General features: G+C 63.6%; 15 protein-coding genes and 1 pseudogene. 5 read left to right on the forward strand and 11 right to left on the reverse strand.

Going from position 1 to position 16,732, the window contains the following annotated elements; translation table 11 throughout:
• Positions 1-175: 175 nt before the first annotated feature.
• Genes BSG19_RS17235 through BSG19_RS17245 form a run of 3 tightly spaced genes read right to left on the reverse strand, consistent with a single transcriptional unit; the run spans position 176 to position 3,950 of the window.
• A complete protein-coding gene (locus tag BSG19_RS17235; protein WP_092989272.1) occupies positions 176-829 on the reverse strand; it encodes an aminotransferase class IV family protein in 654 nt (217 codons plus the stop codon).
• Positions 826-2,070 carry an aminodeoxychorismate synthase component I gene (locus BSG19_RS17240; RefSeq protein ID WP_092989273.1) on the reverse strand — a complete coding sequence of 415 codons (1,245 nt, stop codon included), beginning with the start codon at positions 2,068-2,070 and terminating at the stop codon, positions 826-828. Before BSG19_RS17240 ends, BSG19_RS17235 begins: the two co-directional genes overlap by 4 nt.
• A 5-nt stretch (positions 2,071-2,075) precedes the next feature.
• A complete protein-coding gene (locus BSG19_RS17245) occupies positions 2,076-3,950 on the reverse strand; it encodes a M3 family oligoendopeptidase (RefSeq protein WP_092989274.1) in 1,875 nt (624 codons plus the stop codon).
• A gap of 244 nt (positions 3,951-4,194) precedes the next feature.
• On the opposite strand from BSG19_RS17245, the gene BSG19_RS17250 reads away from it, so the two are divergent.
• From BSG19_RS17250 to BSG19_RS17260, 3 genes are all read left to right on the forward strand, one after another.
• Positions 4,195-5,760 carry a sigma-54-dependent transcriptional regulator gene (locus BSG19_RS17250; protein WP_092989275.1) on the forward strand — a complete coding sequence of 522 codons (1,566 nt, stop codon included), beginning with the start codon at positions 4,195-4,197 and terminating at the stop codon, positions 5,758-5,760.
• A 195-nt stretch (positions 5,761-5,955) separates the two neighbouring features.
• Positions 5,956-7,941 carry a peptidoglycan L,D-endopeptidase MepK gene (locus BSG19_RS17255; RefSeq protein ID WP_092989459.1) on the forward strand — a complete coding sequence of 662 codons (1,986 nt, stop codon included), beginning with the start codon at positions 5,956-5,958 and terminating at the stop codon, positions 7,939-7,941.
• 184 nt (positions 7,942-8,125) lie between these two features.
• On the forward strand, positions 8,126-8,854 hold the full coding sequence (locus tag BSG19_RS17260; RefSeq protein WP_092989276.1) for a helix-turn-helix transcriptional regulator: 729 nt from the start codon (positions 8,126-8,128) through the stop codon (positions 8,852-8,854).
• A 91-nt stretch (positions 8,855-8,945) separates the two neighbouring features.
• On the opposite strand, the gene BSG19_RS17265 is transcribed toward BSG19_RS17260, so the two are convergent.
• The 3 genes from BSG19_RS17265 to BSG19_RS17275 all read right to left on the reverse strand — a co-directional run bounded on the left by BSG19_RS17265 (position 8,946) and on the right by BSG19_RS17275 (position 10,583).
• Complete coding sequence (locus BSG19_RS17265) at positions 8,946-9,212, reverse strand: DUF2312 domain-containing protein (RefSeq protein WP_092989277.1); 267 nt, start codon at positions 9,210-9,212, stop codon at positions 8,946-8,948.
• Between the two features lie 198 nt (positions 9,213-9,410).
• Complete coding sequence (locus tag BSG19_RS17270; protein WP_092989460.1) at positions 9,411-9,716, reverse strand: DUF1244 domain-containing protein; 306 nt, start codon at positions 9,714-9,716, stop codon at positions 9,411-9,413.
• Between the two features lie 72 nt (positions 9,717-9,788).
• Positions 9,789-10,583 (reverse strand): N-formylglutamate amidohydrolase, encoded by a 795-nt coding sequence (locus BSG19_RS17275; RefSeq protein WP_092989278.1) that lies wholly within the window; start codon positions 10,581-10,583, stop codon positions 9,789-9,791.
• A gap of 401 nt (positions 10,584-10,984) precedes the next feature.
• On the opposite strand from BSG19_RS17275, the pseudogene BSG19_RS17280 reads away from it, so the two are divergent.
• Positions 10,985-11,356, forward strand: a pseudogene (locus tag BSG19_RS17280) (DUF1036 domain-containing protein); the annotation flags it as partial.
• Positions 11,356-12,795 (forward strand): pyruvate kinase, encoded by a 1,440-nt coding sequence (gene pyk / locus BSG19_RS17285; protein WP_092989279.1) that lies wholly within the window; start codon positions 11,356-11,358, stop codon positions 12,793-12,795. The pseudogene BSG19_RS17280 and the gene pyk, both read left to right, overlap by 1 nt.
• 81 nt (positions 12,796-12,876) lie before the next feature.
• Here pyk and BSG19_RS17290 read toward each other — a convergent pair whose 3' ends face one another.
• The 5 genes from BSG19_RS17290 to purE all read right to left on the reverse strand — a co-directional run bounded on the left by BSG19_RS17290 (position 12,877) and on the right by purE (position 16,706).
• The gene (locus BSG19_RS17290) at positions 12,877-13,911 is read right to left on the reverse strand and encodes an alpha/beta fold hydrolase (protein WP_244529301.1); all 1,035 of its coding nucleotides are present in this window, start codon (positions 13,909-13,911) and stop codon (positions 12,877-12,879) included.
• Positions 13,912-14,102: 191 nt separating this feature from the next.
• Positions 14,103-14,747, reverse strand: coding sequence for a tetratricopeptide repeat protein (locus BSG19_RS17295; RefSeq protein ID WP_092989463.1), 645 nt, complete (start codon positions 14,745-14,747; stop codon positions 14,103-14,105).
• A gap of 119 nt (positions 14,748-14,866) precedes the next feature.
• Positions 14,867-14,992: a type B 50S ribosomal protein L36 gene (gene ykgO, locus BSG19_RS17300; protein ID WP_034855034.1), complete on the reverse strand. Its 126-nt coding sequence runs from the start codon at positions 14,990-14,992 to the stop codon at positions 14,867-14,869.
• A gap of 173 nt (positions 14,993-15,165) precedes the next feature.
• Positions 15,166-16,245: a 5-(carboxyamino)imidazole ribonucleotide synthase gene (locus BSG19_RS17305; protein WP_092989280.1), complete on the reverse strand. Its 1,080-nt coding sequence runs from the start codon at positions 16,243-16,245 to the stop codon at positions 15,166-15,168.
• Positions 16,242-16,706 carry a 5-(carboxyamino)imidazole ribonucleotide mutase gene (gene purE / locus BSG19_RS17310; protein WP_092989464.1) on the reverse strand — a complete coding sequence of 155 codons (465 nt, stop codon included), beginning with the start codon at positions 16,704-16,706 and terminating at the stop codon, positions 16,242-16,244. Before purE ends, BSG19_RS17305 begins: the two co-directional genes overlap by 4 nt.
• Between the last annotated feature and the right edge of the window lie 26 nt (positions 16,707-16,732).

The raw sequence follows: 16,732 nt of genomic DNA on the forward strand, positions 1-16,732 counted from the left end.
TTTTCTTTTCGAGGCAAGCCGATCCGCGTTCGGTCGGCTTTGGGCAATATGCGGGCCCCTAGATCATAAATCGATGTCACAATAAAGAGCCGGCCTCTTTCGGTGACCGCTTAAATGACGCCTTTTCCAGGGCCGGGAGGCGTGATGTATATGGTCATGAGGACAATCCGGGCGATCAGGAACCGACCAGTCGGGCCGGAATGAGGCCGCGCAACGCGTTGCCCATGAACAGCGAGCTCGCGCGCACGGCATCGAGCGTCAGGCGCTCGACGCGGGCGCGGCGGGCGCAGATCAGCTCGGTGCGGAGCACGCCGGCCAGCAGACCGCAGGCGATGGGCGGCGTTTTCAGGACGCCCGTGCCATCATCGAGGAACAGCGAGGTTATGGTGCCCTCGCAGGGTTCGCCGCGCTCGTTGAGAAGCAGCACCTCGTCGGCTTCCGCGGCCGGCCATTCCGCGCGAGCCGCATCATAGGCTTCCCGCCGGCTCGTCTTGTAGCGCAGAAGCGGATCGGTCGAGGCAAGCCGTGTTTTGGCAATGCGCACGCGCCAGACGGTGCCCTGCGGATGGGGTATGAAGGGCGCGACTGTGATATCGAGGTGGCCGTCGCGCGCGAGTTCCAGGCGGACACGTGAAAGCGCGACCGCCGGCAAAGCAGCACTTTCGAGCCGGGAGACCACGTCGTTCGGCAGCACGAAGCCAAGGCGTCGGGCAGAGCGGGAGAGGCGGGCCATGTGCAGGCGCAGGCGAACGAACCCCGTACCAATGCCGATATCTTGGCGCATCGCCGGGTCGTATCGCATCGTCTCGATCAGGGTGAAGTCGGTCATGACGCATGACCCAGCGCCGGGGTCTCGTCGCCCAGTGCGAAGCGGGCCTTCAGCAGGCATTCGGCATATTCGGCCTCGGCGGTGGAATCATAGACGATGCCTCCCCCGACATTGAAGACGGCTTCGCCCGTATCGAACAGGGAGATGGTGCGGATGGCGACGCTGAAGCGCATGTCGCCATCGGGTGCGATATGACCGATAGCCCCGCAATAGGCGTCGCGCGGGCCGGTTTCCAGCTCGCTGAGGATCTCCATCGCCCGGATTTTCGGCGCGCCCGTCACCGAGCCGCAGGGAAAAAGGGCGCGGAAGATGTCGGCTATGCCAAGGCCGGGCGATAGCTCCGCGCTGATGTGGCTGACCATCTGGTGGACGGTCGGGTACGTCTCGATGTCGAACAGGCGCGGCACCTCCAGCGTGCCGACCTCCGTGATGCGCGAGATGTCGTTGCGCAGGAGATCGACGATCATGCGGTTTTCCGCCTGGGTCTTGCCGTCCTCCAGCATGGCCGCCACGATCGCCTCGTCTTCGACACCCGTTGCGCCGCGTGGGGCGGTGCCCTTCATCGGATGCGTCTCGATCATCCCCTCGGCGATCTTGAAAAACAGTTCCGGCGAGCGGGAGAGAAGGGTCGGGCCATCCAGGCTGACAAGCGCGCCGTATCGCACGGGCTGGCGCTCGATCAGCGACCAGAAGGCGTCGAGCGGATCGCCGTTCCAGCGCGCCGTGATCGGCATGGTGAGGTTCGCCTGATAACAGTCGCCCTGCCGCAAATGCCGGTGCAGCCGGTCGAAGCGATCGCGATAGGCGGTAAGATCCCACGCGGTGCGCGGTGCCGTGAGGAACGGCGTGTTGTCGCGCCGCCGCCGCGCCGCCGCCAGGGGATGGGCCGCATCCGCCGGGCCGGCAAAAACGCCGAAGGACAGAAGCGGCGTTTCGCGATTGTCCGGCGTGAGCGGCGCCAGCCTGTCCTCGAACAGATAGCCCGCCTCATAGGCCATGAACCCCGCAAGCCAATGCCCTGCCGCCTTCGCCGCTTCCATCCGGGCGAGAGCCGGGATGACCTCGGCGCGGGTGCGGGCGGTGATGATCTCCAGCGGTGCGGCAAAGAGCGTTACCGTCTGCGTCGTGTCGTCCCGAAAGAGGACGAAGGGCTCCGTTTCCCCATACGGTCTGGAGAGGGGCGGTCCGGAGGGGGGCGGTCCGGAGGGGGGTGGTCTGGAAGGGGAAGGTTTGGGCGGCATGGATGTCACGCCGCGTCCAGTGCCTCCAGCTCGTCGATCAGGCCTTCGATCATCGACAGGCCCTTTTCCCAGAAGGCGGGATCGGTCGCGTCGAGGCCGAAGGGCGCGAGAAGTTCGCTATGGTGCTTGCTGCCGCCGGCCTTCAGCATGTCGAAATACTTCTGCTGGAACCCGCCTTCCGATTTTTCGTAGACGGCATAGAGCGAGTTCACGAGGCAGTCCCCGAACGCATAGGCATAGACGTAGAAGGGCGAATGGATGAAGTGCGGGATATAGGCCCAGTAGGTCTCGTAACCCTCTGAAATCGCGATCGCCGGACCGAGGCTCTCGGCCTGAATGGACAGCCAGAGCTGGCCGATCGCCTCCGGCGTCAACTCGCCATCTTTACGCGCCGTGTGCAGCTTCCGCTCGAATTCGTAGAAGGCGATCTGGCGCACGACCGTGTTGATCATGTCCTCGACCTTCTGGGCGAGCATCGCCTTGCGCTCGCGCTTGTCCGTCGTGCGCTCCAGCAGCGCGCGGAAGGTCAGCATTTCGCCGAAGACGGAAGCGGTTTCCGCAAGCGTCAGCGGCGTCGAGGCCATCAGCGCGCCCTGTCCGCCGGCCAGCACCTGATGCACCCCGTGGCCGAGTTCGTGTGCGAGCGTCATCACGTCGCGCGGCTTGCCCATGTAGTTCACGAGCACATAAGGGTGGGCGGAGGGCACGGTCGGATGCGCGAAGGCGCCCGGTGCCTTGCCCGGGCGCACCGGCGCGTCGATCCAGCCGCCGTCGAAGAAGCGGCGGGCGATGGCGGCCATTTCCGGATCGAAGGCGCCGTAAGCCGAGAGCACCGTCTCGCGCGCCTCGTTCCAGGGGATCAGATGGTTGGGCGTTTCCGGCAGGGGCGCGTTGCGGTCCCAGAAGTTCATCCGCTCCATGCCGAGCCACTTCGCCTTCATGGCATAATAGCGGTGCGAAAGGCGCGGATATGCCTCGCGAACAGCCTGCGCCAGCGCGTCCACCACCTCGCGCTCCACCCGGTTTGCCAGGTGCCGGCTGTCGGCGATGTCGGTGAAGCCGCGCCAGCGGTCGGAGATTTCCTTGTCCTTGGCCAGCGTGTTGGTGATGAGCGCAAAGGTGCGAATATTGGCGCGGAAGGTTGCGGCCAGCGCCTGCGCGGCCTTGCGGCGCGTTTCGGCGTCCGGCTCCTGCAGGAGGCTGAGCGTGCGCTCCAGCGGCAGCACCTCGCCATCGACGTTGAAGGTCAGCGCGGCCATGGTCTCGTCGAACAGGCGGTTGAAGGCGCCGGCCCCGGTCATGGATTTCTCGAGGAACAGCTGCTCCAGCCGGTCGTCCAGCTGGTAGGGCTTGTCCATCCTGAGGTCGAGGATCCAGGGCCGGTAGTGCGCGGCCAGCGCGTCGGTCGCAAGCGCCGCTTCGAGCACCGCATCATCGATCCGGTTCATTTCCAGGGCGAAGAACAGAAGGTGGCTCGCATAGTCCGTGAGCTTGGCCTGGACATCGCCGAAGAACTTGCCGACTTCAGGGTCGGACGTATCGGTGTAATAGGTGAGCCCGGCATAGGAGCCGATGCGGCCCATAAGCTCTTCCAGGGCCTCGAACTCTTGGACGGCTTTCCCGAGACCTTCATCACCGGTCTTTGTGCCAGCGTCTGTCAGTCGGCCCTTCCACCTGGCCTCGAAGGCCCGGCATTCCGCACCTGCCTTTTCCAGATCGTCCCGGAAGATCTGCGATCCGGGTGCGGGGTACAGATCCTCCAGTCTCCACTGCGGCAGATCGCCAAGTGCCGCATCCACCGTTGCGGCATCTGTCCTTGCAGCATCAAGCGGGCTGAGGAGGCGCTGGGAGAGAGGCGATGTCAGGGGAGAGAGGGTCATTGCGGTCACTCGCTTGCTTCGGCGCCGAAGCGGCAGCCGGACATTTCGTGAGGTCGGCCACAGGCCGTCGGGGGCACCGTGCGGGGCGCTCGGCCGGGCATTGCGCGGGGCCGGAACCTAACGTCCCCGTTGGTTAAAATGCAAGTCTTTCGCCAAACACGGTGTTCAATCCTTTGTGCCAGGAATGGACGCTGAAGGTGGCGCGCATGACGGTGCGTCGATGACGTTTGAGGCAGGAGGTCCCATGGCAGCGCAGATTCTCGTGATCGATGACGATCCGGTCCAGCGGCGAATCCTGACAGGCATGATCGAGCGGCTCGGCTATATCGCGCATGTGGCGGAAAACGGTCGCGCCGGGCTCGACGTGCTGCTGCGCCGTGGTGCGCGGATCGATGTCATTCTTCTCGACCTGATGATGCCGGAAATGGACGGCCATTCGGTGCTCGCCGCGCTGGCCGAGCGCAACATCACGATCCCCGCCATCGTGCAGACCGGTCAGGGCGGCATCGAGACGGTGGTGCTGGCGATGCAGGCTGGCGCGTTCGATTTCGTGGTGAAGCCGGTCTCGCCGGAACGCCTGGCTGTGGCCGTCGGCAATGCCCTGAAGCAATCCGGACGTCCGGCGCGCGGCTCTGCCGGCCGGCGCAGCCGCGGCGATGTCGTGCGCTTCGAGGATGTGGTGTCTGCCAGCGAGGCTATGATTCGCGTGCTCGACCTGGCCAAACGCGCCGCCCAATCAAGTATACCGGTGGTGCTCGAAGGCGAATCCGGCGTCGGCAAGGAAATGGTGGCACGCGCCATCCAGTCCGGTAGCGATCGGGCGGGCAAGCCCTTCATCACCGTCAATTGCGGCGCGATTCCCGCCAATCTCGTCGAAAGCATTCTGTTCGGTCATGAGAAGGGCGCCTTCACCGGCGCGACCGAAAAACATGCCGGAAAATTTGTCGAAGCGGATGGCGGCACGCTGTTTCTGGACGAAATCGGCGATCTGCCGCTGGCCGTGCAGGTCAAGTTGCTGCGCGCCGTGCAGCAGGGCGAGGTCGAGACGGTCGGCGCGCGTCTTCCGCAGAAGGTCGATGTGCGGCTGATCTCGGCCACCAACAAGGATTTGATCACCGAGGTCCGCGAAGGACGGTTCCGCGAGGACCTCTATTACCGCCTGAACGTTTTCCCCATCGCTATTCCCGCCCTGCGCCGGCGCAAGGAAGATATTCCCCTGCTCGTGCGCAACTTCGCGGAAATCTTCTCCAGCGAGCAGCGTCTGACGAAGACACGGACCCTCAGCCATGCCGCCATGGCGCTCCTGACGGCCTATGACTGGCCGGGCAATATCCGCGAGCTGGAAAGCGCGATTTATCGCGCCGTCGTCATGGCGGAACATTCCGAACTCGACGTCACGGATTTTCCGCAGTTGGCCGTCACTCTCCCGGATGGACACGCGCATGGCGTGGTGCCGCATCTCTCATCCGAGCCGCTGCGCACCGAACCTGCGACAGGTTCGCATTCGTCGCAGGCCGGGATGTTGCATGCCGGTCCGGCACAGGCAGGACGGTCCCTCTCGCCAGCTGAACGGCGGGCGATGCGGTCGGTGGAGCCTGCGACCGATTCGGCCATTCCGAGCGTCGATGCCGGTGGCAATGTGCGAAAGCTGGCCGAGGTGGAAGAGGAGCTGATCCGGTTCGCGCTGAAATTCTACCGCGGACAGATGAGCCAGGTGGCGCGAAAGCTTGGTATCGGGCGCTCGACGCTCTACCGCAAGCTCAAGGATTACGGGATCGATCCGGATGATCCGTTTTCCGAAGCTGCTTGAGCGACCTCCTGTTGGGACAAGCTTGCCTTACGCTTTCGTCAAAAACGTGCGGTGTCGTTTAGACCTTGTTAGTGATCCATTCACTATATTATAAGGATAAGTGACGACTGTGGCATAAATGCCATGCTGTCACCGTATTTGACAGTCAACTGGACAGCCAAAGGGAGCGGCGTGTCCGTCGACGGGGAAGAAGGTTTGCAGGATTTGTCGGGAATGATAACGCCTTTCGGCGCCAAAGTGCGCGACCTCTGCCGTCGTTGGGCCGGCCGTCTGCCGCGTCTCCTCGGGTCGCTGGTCATTGCCGCATCCATGGTGACGCCGGGTATCGTTCCCGCCGTCGAGGCCGCCGGACAGACCCGGACGCTCAAGATCTTTTTCATTCATACCCGCGAGAAGGCAGAAATCACCTTCAAGCGAAATGGCCGCTACGACCCGAAAGGCCTGCAGCAGGTCAACAACATGCTGCGCGACTGGCGCCGCAACGAGCCGACGAAGATGGACCCGCGTCTTCTCGACCTGATCTGGGAAGTCTACCAGAAGAGCGGCTCGCGCGATTACATCCACGTCGTCTCCGCCTATCGCTCGCCGGCCACCAACGGCATGCTGCGCTCGCGCACCAAGGGTGTCGCCAAGAAGAGCCAGCATATGCTCGGCAAGGCGATGGACTTCTACCTGCCCGACGTGAAGCTGAAGACGCTGCGCGAAATCGGCATGAAATTCCAGGTCGGCGGCGTCGGTTACTATCCGACATCCGGTTCGCCCTTCGTCCACATGGACGTCGGCGGCGTGCGCGCCTGGCCGCGCATGAGCCGTGGCGAACTCGTTCGGCTTTTCCCGGACGGCAAGACCATGCACCTTCCCTCCGACGGCTCGCCGCTTCCCGGCTATGAGCAGGCGGTGGCGGACTACAAGCGTCGCGTTGGGTCGAGCGCCATCGAAGTGGCTGGCGGCGGCACCAAGGGCGCCGGCGATCGCGAGACCAAACGCGGCGGCAAGAACCTCTTCGCCATGCTGTTTGGCGGCGGCGATGAGGACGAGGATGCAACGGCGATCGCAAGCGGTGCCGATAGCGATGATTCCGAAGCGCCTGCTCAGGCACCCGCCCGGACAACCAGGCCCGCGGCCGCCCCTGTCCAGCAGCCGGTGCTTGCCGGCGTAGAGGGTGCGGACGAAGGCCCCGTGGTTGCGGAACAGACCGTCAAGGCGCCGGTTCCGCTCGTTCGCCCTGCCTTCCAGGAGGCGGATACGGCTGTTCAGACGGCGCTTGTCGCTCCGCAGAGAAATGCCGCGCAGGATGCCCTTGCCGCAGCGCTTCCGGATCCCGCAACGGCAGACCCGGCAACGACGGGCGAGCAGTTTGCCGATCTGAGAGGCTACAAGGTTCCCGTGCCGATGGCGCGCCAGACAGATCCTCAGGGTAGCGAGGCATTGCTCGCCAGTGCCGACCCGAATGCGATGACGGAAGATTCGGAAGCTCTGGGCTTCGTCCCGGTTCCAGCCCTTCGTCCCGCTGGAGAGGCTGCCTTGATGGCCGTCGCCCAGGCTGATGTCTCCGGTGCAAAGACAGGCATGGCGGCAGAGCCGTTACCGACACCGACGACGGCGCCATCCGTGATTGCCACTGCGCAGGCTCCCGTTGATACCGCGGCTGAAGCCGGTGCCAAGGTTGCCCTTGCTGCTCCGACCGTCGCGACTGTTCCCGCGGCAAGGCCGGAAGTCGTGGCCATGGCACAGACGCCGCCGGCCGTGCCGGCCCACAATCCGACCCGGATCGCAGCGGCACCGGTTCGCCCGGCTGCGCCACCGGTGGAGCTCGCGTCCTACGCTCCAGCGCCGACGTCTGCACCACGTGATCCCTTCGGAAGTGCTTTCGATGTGCCTGCCGAGGTTCCCACCAAGGCTGCCCGTCCGAAAAAGGTCCAGGCCGATGCCGCACATCGCTCTTCCGTCCGCACGGAACCGAAGCTGACCCAGAAGATCATTGCGGAATGGGCGCTATCGACCAGCCGGATGGCGACGCTGTCCAAGCCTGTAAAGGCACCGCGATTCGTCTCGAGCTCGCTGCGTGCTTCGCCGACGACGGTCTACTCTGCCGGATTTACCAACCGTCCGGCGGTCGCCGACACGGCCAAGTTCAGCGGCACAGCCGTGAACTTCATGGAAGTCCAGCGCTTTAACTAGTTGCAGCCAGTTGTGCGCTGCGGCCTCGTAACGAGACCTACTGAGCTTGAAATGCCCCGTTAATCGGGGCATTTTTGCCTCGATACGGTAAATCCCCTAAAAATAGATCTTTCGGTTGTAATCTCGGGCGAAATTTGACACCGTCTCGGCAGACTTACGGTAAGTCGGCATTCGGAGTTCGGTCATGGCCAGTACAGCGCTCTCGTCGCTCTCCCCCTTATGCCCGGAATGGCGTGATCTGAATTCCGTTCCCCAGCACCGCTATTTCACGTCCAATCCCGTGGTCGATCGCCTCAGACGTGCGGTGCCCTTCGATCATATCGCGATCAGCGGGCTCGATCTCGAAGGGTACCAGTTCGGACGTGGCGTCTCCGTCGATACCGACCTGCCGCCCGCCTATGTCGAGACCTATGCGCGCGAGCGGCTTTACGAGATCGACCCGTTCGTCCAGGCCGCGCTTTCGGGCAAGCTCGTCGTAGAGGCGGAGATCCTGGCGCATACGCCGAGACCGGCTCTTCTGGAACGCGTCACATCGACCTTTAACGTTCACAATCGGACGCTCGTACCGGTCATGCGGAATTCCGTTGTTTATGGCGCGGTCACCTTCATGCGGGAAACGCCGTTCGACAGCGAGGAGCTCGCGTTCCTGATGCTGATCGCACCCTCCCTGCATGCGGCCGTCACGCGGCCGTTGATGGAGCGCTTCGCCATTTCTCACCTGCGGTTGTCACGCGGCGAGGTGGCCTGCCTCATGCAGGCGAGCCATGGTCTGACGAGCGAGGGCATCGCGCGGGCGACGGGCTATCAGAACGATACGGTCAACAGCTATATCAAGTCGGCAATCAAGAAGCTGGGGGCCGCGAACCGCACCCACGCCATCGCCGATGCCATCCGGCGCAATCTCATCCACTGAGCCCCGCAGTCGCGTCCGGCGCGCAAACGAAGACGCCGCCCGTCGATTGCGACGTGCGGCGTTGCTGCTGCCTGCGTTTGGCCGCGGCAGACTATTCCATGCCGAGGGCGGCCATGTAGGTCTGGAGGATCGTTTCCTCCTCGATGCGCTCGTTCGCATCCTTCTTGCGCAGGCGAATGATCGTGCGGATCGCCTTGGTGTCGTAGCCTCGGCCTTTCGCCTCGCCCATCACGTCCTTGATGTCGTCGGCGATCGCAGCCTTCTCTTCTTCCAGGCGCTCGATACGCTCGATGAACTGGCGAAGCTCGGCAGCGGCGACGTTTTCCACGCCCGTTTCCGGGATTGTTCTCTCGTCCATTCCTGTTGTCCTTTTCGTTCAGGCTGTTTGATTGACCATACATCTCTCCGGCCGGCCGGGGAGGGCGCAGACGGGATGCGGAAATTTCGGAGGCTTTCGGGCCTCATGCCCGGCTGGGCCGTCACCTGCCGTGAAGCGGCGTCGAGGTCAAGTCACTTTGCGCAAAGATCGCCGCACGACGATCTGCCTGCATTGCCGTCACGGCTTCGGCCGGTTGGTCGCGAAGGCAGCCTGTTTGTCGGCGCTCGCCTCGCGCTGGTGCTTCTCCCGCCATTCGTCATAGGGCATGCCATAAACGATCTCGCGGGATTGCTCCTTCGTCAACGGCTGTCCGCTTGCCTCGGCTGCATCGCGATACCAGTTGGACAGGCAGTTCCGGCAAAAGCCGGCAAGGTTCATGAGGTCGATGTTCTGCACGTCGCTGCGCTCGTCGAGATGCGCCAGCAGGCGGCGAAAGGCGGCGGCTTCGAATTCCGTGCGCTGTTCGGCCGTAAGGTCCGGCATCGGGCTCGCTTTCGTGTCGGGCATGGCATGTCCTTTGGTCGGTTGAGCGGCTGGGCGCTCGAAAGCGGTGAGTTACGAGGCGTAGGGCCCCGTGCGCGACGGGTGCCGCTGCGTGCGGTGCAGGTCGGCGCGGGCATTCAGCTGCTCGAAGATCGGCGCCAGGCGGTCGATCCAGGCAGCGACACCCTCAGGCGTGCCGATCTGGTCCTGCCGTACCTCGATCAGAGCATGCGGCATGCCGGTTTCCATGCAGTGCCGATAGAGCGTATCGCCCCGCAAGGCACCGTCATAGGGCTCGTTGTCGCCGACCACGACGTCGCCGGGTTCGCGCAAAGCGGCCAGAAGCGGCAGCACGGCACGCGCATCCGTGTCCCAGAGCACGGTGACATGCCACGGGCGGGCCACGCCCTTCCAGGCCGGCGTGAACGAGTGAAGCGACAGGATAAGCGGCGTCCGCGCACTTGCGTCCGCGACCTCTGCAATGGTCGAGGCCACGGCCCGGTGATAGGGACGGTGGAAGCCCTCAAGGCGCGCTTCGGCTTCTTTCTGCGAAAGAGGATGATTGCCGGTAATGATCGCGCCGTCGGATATCTTCATGATCAGCGTCGGATCGTCCTCGCCCCGGTTCGGGTCGATCAGCAGGCGGGAATAGCGGCTCATCACGGCGGGCACATTCAAGCGAGCGGCCAGTCCGCGGATCAGCGGTTCCACGCCGATGTCATAGGCGATGTGGCGCGTGAAAGCGCTTTCCGGCAGGCCGAGGCTGCCGTAGCGGGTCGGAAGGCGGTTGGTCGCGTGGTCGCCAAGCAGCACGAGCCCGCGGCCCATATCGCCTCTGATGATCTCGAACGGTGCCTCGTCGGCCATTGGGTTTAACCTCTTTCGTGCCTCTGCAATTTTTGATGACATGCCGAAAAGGCAACCGCAAGGCAGGCGCATCGACGCGAGAGCGCCGCGCGTCGTTCATGAGGCGCCAAGGTCGCTCTAACACTCTCCATTTTCTGCATAATCTTCTGATAAAACCGATCCCGGTTTATGGAATTCCGCAGGAGTCGGGGCCTGCCCGGAAAAAGCCGGAAATGAGGCCTTAGACGTCCGTTGACTTTCGCCCCGCACCGTCGCAAGAAAGTGCCTCGACAAAATGCAATGGAGCACCATTGGAAACCGTGTCTCGACATCTTCTCTCCTCGTCGAACATGCGTCGCTTGTCTCTCGGTGGATTGACTGTCTTCGCGCTCGCGCTCGCCTCGCCCCTCGTGGCAACGGAGGCCCGCGCCGAATTTCGTGTCTGCAACGGTACGCAGAACCTCGTCGGGGTGGCCATCGGCTACCGCGCCAAGGAAGGCTGGATTACCGAGGGTTGGTGGCAGGTACCTGCGACCACCTGCGCGACGCTGATCGAGGGCGAACTACAGTCCCGCTACTATTATCTCTACGCCGAAGATGCGGCGCGTGGTGGCCGGTGGACAGGTAACGTCAACATGTGCGTCGCTGAGAACGAGTTCAAGATCGTCGGCGTCCAGGATTGTTTCGCGCGCGGTTTCCAGCGCATGGGCTTCAAGGAATATGACACGGGACGCCAGGGCAGCTGGATGGTTCAGCTTTCCGATACGCCCGGGACTCAAGAAGGCCAGAATTGATGAGACGGAATAGAAAAGCCAAGATCCTTGCGACGCTGGGACCCGCGTCGAACGAAGAGGCGATGATCCAGAAACTGCACGAGGCAGGCGCGGATCTTTTCCGCATCAACATGAGTCATGCCAGCCACGACATGATGCGCACGCTCATCCAGCGCATCCGCAGCGTCGAGGAACGGTGTGGCCGTCCGATCGGCATTCTCGCCGACCTTCAGGGCCCGAAGCTGCGCGTCGGCAAGTTCGTCGATGGCAAGGTCGATCTCGTTCCCGGCCAGACCTTCACGCTCGACGACAACGAGGCGCTTGGCGACAAGACCCGTGTTTTCCTGCCGCACCCGGAAATTCTCGAATCGGTCAAGGCCGGCGACCGGTTGCTGATCGATGACGGCAAGCTGCACCTGAAGGCGGAGAGCGCCGATGGCAAGAGCATCGTCTGTACCGTCGTGTCCGGCACGAAGATTTCCGATCGCAAGGGCGTGAGCCTGCCCGACACGCTGCTCGGCGTCGGCGTTCTGACAGACAAGGACCGTGCCGACCTCGATGCGGTGCTTGCCACGAACGAAGTCGATTGGGTGGCGCTGTCCTTCGTTCAGCGTCCCGAGGATCTGGTGGAGGTCCGCAAGATTTCCGGCGGTCGCGTCGGGCTGATGTCGAAGATCGAGAAGCCGCAGGCGATCGAGCGCATCGACGAAATCATCGAACTTTCGGACGCTCTCATGGTTGCCCGTGGCGACCTTGGTGTGGAAATGCCGCTCGAGGCCGTGCCCGGCCTGCAGAAGCAGCTTATTCGCGCCTGCCGCCGCGCCGGCAAGCCTGTCGTCGTCGCCACGCAGATGCTGGAGTCGATGATCTCGGCACCGGTCCCGACCCGCGCCGAAGTCTCCGACGTCGCCACCGCGGTGTTCGAAGGTGCGGATGCCGTGATGCTGTCGGCCGAATCCGCCTCGGGCGATTACCCGGTCGAAGCCGTTGCGACCATGTCGTCGATCGCCAGCAAGGTCGAGACCGACCCGCATTATTCCGGCATCATCTACGCCCAGCGCACGCCGCCGGAAGCGACGGGTGCGGATGCGATCTCGCTTGCTGCGCACCAGATCGCCGAAACGCTCAAGCTGTCTGCCATCGTCTGCTACACGTCTTCGGGCAATACCGGCCTGCGCACGGCGCGCGAGCGGCCGCAGGTACCGATCCTCGCCCTTTCGCCCGTTATCCAGACGGCGCGTCGGCTTTCCGTCGTCTGGGGCATGCATTGCGTCGTCACCAGCGACGCGACGGACCTTGACGACATGGTGAATCGCGCCTGCCGCATCGTCGCCGCGGAAGGCCTTGCCGATCCGGGTGATCGTATCATCATCTCGGCCGGCGTTCCGCTCGGCACGCCCGGCGCCACCAACATGCTGCGCATCGCCTATATCAGCGAAGATGGCGCTGGCGGCGTCTGACCGATCAAGGTTCATCCGAAGAGTGAAAACGCCGCGTTCCATGAGGGAGCGCGGCGTTTCGCGTTGAGGCCTGCGTCTCGGTTAATCCTCGTTGTCGCCAGCGATGCGCGCCTCCGCTGCGCGTGCGAGCCCGTTGAGGTCAGCCGTCTCCCCGGCAACGGTTTCGATGGCGGCGATGGCGACATCGGTGACGACGTAGTCAGGTTTGTGGCCGAGGTTGTGGATGGTGATCAGCCTTGAGCCGGCAATCGCCTCGTGCAGCTGTCGGGAGTGAATGTCCGGCAGGACGACGTTGTCCCGGTCTCCGGTGATGATGACTGTGGGCGCTTTGATCTCCACGTAGCGCGGGGCGACCTTGGTGACGTAGGCAAGCAGGTTGGCGATATCGACGGCATTGTTACGGAACGTTGCCGGGCGAAGCGCAAGATAGGTCTTGCTCTCGGCGACGTAATTGTCCGGCCGACGGTTGGGCGCAAAGACGCTGCGTGTCGCCTTGTCCACGAGCAGGCGTCCGACGGTTGGTGCGACGAGCGTTGCGAAGAGATCGCCGAGCAGGGGTGTTTTCGCGACGTCGTAGTACCAGTCGATGCCGCCCGGCCAGGGATGCGTGGCGGGGGAAAGGAAGACGAGGCCTTCGACCATGTCCTTGTGGTTCAAGGCAAACGTTGCGGCAATCGCACCACCGAAGGAATGGGCGACGATGATCGCCTTGTTGATTCCGCGCTTCTTCATGAGCGCCGCGACCGCATCGGCCTGTCCGTCCGGATAGGCGTTGCGCGGCCCGCCGCGCTCGGAATAACCAAAGCCCGGACGATCGAGGAACAGCATCTCCGCGCGGCCTTCCAGCTTCGCGCGAAAGGCTGCCATCGGATCGTTGAGATTGGCGCTGGCGCCGTGGATGAAGACGATAGGCGGCAGGTCTGCGCCCATTGGGCGGGGCACGTGAACGCTGTTCATGCGGTAGCCGCCGACATCGACCAGCTCGCCATCACGGTCGTTGTTCCGCTCGAAAGCCGATGCCTGATAGGTTCCGGCGCCGACGCCCACGGCAATCAGGATGAAGAAGGCGGCGAGCGTGGAGAGCATGATGGTCCTGAAGGTGGAGAAGGAAGGCATGGATCGATCGTCGTCACACCGTTTGAAGTCGCAACCCGATGTCGGCACCGGCGGTGTGATCTCCGGCTCGCAATCGGATTTTCGATGTCATACGGAAAGCGCCACGTGGCGGTTCACCGGCCTTGGACCGGCACTTTACGGGGCACGTTGGAGACATACGCACCGAGCCTGAGAAGCACAGTGATCACACGTCAGGTGCGGTTGCCGGCCAGCTTCTCTTCCAGTTCGCCCACCTGCTCCTGGGCCTTGCGTTCGGCGGGGTAGACCGTGAGGAACTGTTCCCAGGCCCGCAGCGCCAGTTCGTCCTTGCCGGAGGCGGTGAGGATAGCGGCCATGCCGGCGAGAGCACCGAAGTGCCGCGGCTCCAGGGCCAGCACGCGGTTGATGTCGGACATGGATTTCCGATAGTTGCTCATCTGGTAATGCAGCGTCGCCCGCTGGTTCCAGCCTTCGACATAGTCGGGCGCGAGTGCGATGACCTGGTCATAAAGGTCGAGGGCGCTCGGCTGCTTGCTGTCGGCCACGGCCTTGGCCGCCCACTGCATGAGAAGGTTGACCGTCGCACTTCCGGAATCCTGCCACTCGAGCCGGATCTGCTCGGCGATGCCGCGCGCCTTTTCTGCATCCCGCTCGCGCTTCAGCGCCGCAAAGAGCGTGTCGAGCTTCTCGGCGCGCGTGGGCAGCTTTTCCGGCTCGGCCGGCTTGCCAGCCGGCGACCCGGCGGTCGGCACCTGTCCCGTATCCGCCGCTTGCACAAAGCCGGCAGGGGACAGGGCAAGGCACGCCGCAACCAGAAGAGCAGAGCGACGCGTCACGGGAATCAGAAGACGGGACATGAAAAAGGCCATGGTGAGAGAGTATCCCGCCATGGCCTCAGATCAAATCAATTTTATGACATGCTTCCCGACCAAGGGTCGAGACGTAGGTCACAGCAGTCCCGGTTCGGCAGATTGCCTCAGCCCTGACGGGCCTTGAAACGCGGGTTCAGCTTGTTGATGATGTAGACGCGGCCCTTGCGGCGAACCAGACGGTTTTCGCGATGACGGGCCTTCAGCGACTTAAGCGAATTTTTGATCTTCATCTTTCTGATCCGCAGTTGCGGCGAATGCACATTCGCACAGGGTCTAAACAATCAAAAAGCGCGCCTGCGAGCCTTTCAGGGCTGAGCGCGCTCTTTACGGTGGCTGGCAAATACCCCGAGCCCGGGGCGCTGTCAACCATAAGGGCCGGGATTTTGGCCGGGAAGCCCGGTTTTTAGCAGTCTTGTGACATCCGGCGCAAAGCTTGGCCAAGCGTCGTCACATGGCCCATCTTCCGGCCCGGCCGGGCCTCGTCCTTGCCATAGAGATGAACGAGCGTACGGGGCTCCTGCAGCCATCGTGGCAGGTCGTGGATGTCGTCGCCGATGAGGTTCTGCATCACCGCGTCCGAATGGCGGGACGTATCGCCCAGCGGAAGATCGCAAACGGCGCGGATGTGCTGTTCGAACTGCGAAATCACGCAGGCTGCCTCGGTCCAGTGTCCGGAATTGTGAACGCGGGGCGCGATCTCGTTGACGACGAGGCTCCCATCCGGCCGCACAAAAAACTCCACGCCGATGACGCCCACATAATCCAGCGTTTCGAGGATGGCTTTTGCCGCAGCGTTCGCGCTCTGCCTGGCTGCCGTATCGATCGTCGCTGGAACGGTGGAGGTGTGGAGAATACCGTTGCGATGAACGTTCTCCGCCGGATCGAAGGCAGCGAACGCGCCATTCGTGCCGCGCGCGGCGATGATGGAGATCTCGCGGTCGAACCCGATGAAGCTCTCCAGAATCAGTGGCACAGCGCCCAGACGCTCGTAAACGGCGGCCGCGTCCTTGCCATCCTCTCGGAAAACATGCTGCCCCTTGCCGTCATATCCAAAACGGCGGGTCTTCAGGACGCCCTTGCCGCCGAAATCCGCAAGGGCCGTCACGAGTTCCTCGGCGCTGTCAATCGGGTGGAAACGCGCGGTTTCAAGACCGCATGCATTGAGGAACCGCTTCTCCGTTACCCGGTCCTGCGCCACCTCCAGCGCCTTTGGCGGCGGATAGACCGGCAGGCTGCGCGCAAGACGCGTGGCGGCGGAAACGGGTACGTTCTCGAATTCGTAGGTCACGACGTCGCAGGCCGCAGCCAGAGCGTCGAGCCCGGCCTCGTCGTCATAGGCGGCCGTGATCTGCCGGTTGGCAACCTGGGCCGCCGGGCAATCCGCCTGCGGTTCGAGAATGACGGTGCGAACGTTGAGGCGCGCAGCGGCCATGGCGAGCATGCGCCCGAGTTGACCGCCACCGATGATGCCGAGCGTGATCATGCAGGATCTACCGGATATTCGGCAACGGCGGCGCTCTGCTCGGCGCGCCAGATATCCAGCCTGTCGGCAAGATCGGGGTCGGAAAGGGCCAGCACGGCGGCGGCCAGCAGTGCCGCATTGATAGCGCCGGCGCGGCCGATGGCGAGCGTGCCGACGGGAATACCAGCCGGCATCTGGACGATGGAGAGCAGGCTGTCCTGGCCGGACATGGTTTTCGACTGAACAGGCACGCCGAAGACGGGCAGAGGGGTCATCGCAGCCGTCATGCCGGGCAGGTGGGCAGCGCCACCAGCCCCGGCGATGATGACCTTGAAGCCTTCTTCGCGAGCGGAGGAAGCGAAGCTCACCAGCCGGTCGGGCGTGCGGTGGGCCGAAACGATGCGCGCTTCATAAGGAATGTCGAGCGCGTCGAGCATATCGGCGGCATTCTTCATGGTTTCCCAGTCGGACTGGCTTCCCATGATGATGGCGACCGGGGGCGGGCCGG

Origin of the sequence: Rhizobium sp. NFR03 (genome assembly GCF_900111275.1) — a bacterium.
In the GTDB taxonomy this organism is placed as follows: Bacteria; Pseudomonadota; Alphaproteobacteria; order Rhizobiales; family Rhizobiaceae; genus Ferranicluibacter.

Excerpts from the sequence above, each read along its gene's own strand:
- BSG19_RS17235 (WP_092989272.1), bottom strand. The coding sequence starts at position 829 with ATGACCGACTTCACCCTGATCGAGACGATGCGATACGACCCGGCGATG.
- BSG19_RS17240 (WP_092989273.1), bottom strand. The coding sequence starts at position 2,070 with ATGCCGCCCAAACCTTCCCCTTCCAGACCACCCCCCTCCGGACCGCCC.
- BSG19_RS17245 (WP_092989274.1), bottom strand. The coding sequence starts at position 3,950 with ATGACCCTCTCTCCCCTGACATCGCCTCTCTCCCAGCGCCTCCTCAGC.
- BSG19_RS17250 (WP_092989275.1), top strand. The coding sequence starts at position 4,195 with ATGGCAGCGCAGATTCTCGTGATCGATGACGATCCGGTCCAGCGGCGA.
- BSG19_RS17260 (WP_092989276.1), top strand. The coding sequence starts at position 8,126 with ATGGCCAGTACAGCGCTCTCGTCGCTCTCCCCCTTATGCCCGGAATGG.
- BSG19_RS17265 (WP_092989277.1), bottom strand. The coding sequence starts at position 9,212 with ATGGACGAGAGAACAATCCCGGAAACGGGCGTGGAAAACGTCGCCGCT.
- BSG19_RS17270 (WP_092989460.1), bottom strand. The coding sequence starts at position 9,716 with ATGCCGGACCTTACGGCCGAACAGCGCACGGAATTCGAAGCCGCCGCC.
- BSG19_RS17275 (WP_092989278.1), bottom strand. The coding sequence starts at position 10,583 with ATGGCCGACGAGGCACCGTTCGAGATCATCAGAGGCGATATGGGCCGC.
- pyk (WP_092989279.1), top strand. The coding sequence starts at position 11,356 with ATGAGACGGAATAGAAAAGCCAAGATCCTTGCGACGCTGGGACCCGCG.
- BSG19_RS17290 (WP_244529301.1), bottom strand. The coding sequence starts at position 13,911 with ATGCCTTCCTTCTCCACCTTCAGGACCATCATGCTCTCCACGCTCGCC.
- BSG19_RS17295 (WP_092989463.1), bottom strand. The coding sequence starts at position 14,747 with ATGTCCCGTCTTCTGATTCCCGTGACGCGTCGCTCTGCTCTTCTGGTT.
- ykgO (WP_034855034.1), bottom strand. The coding sequence starts at position 14,992 with ATGAAGATCAAAAATTCGCTTAAGTCGCTGAAGGCCCGTCATCGCGAA.
- BSG19_RS17305 (WP_092989280.1), bottom strand. The coding sequence starts at position 16,245 with ATGATCACGCTCGGCATCATCGGTGGCGGTCAACTCGGGCGCATGCTC.
- purE (WP_092989464.1), bottom strand. The coding sequence starts at position 16,706 with ATGGGAAGCCAGTCCGACTGGGAAACCATGAAGAATGCCGCCGATATG.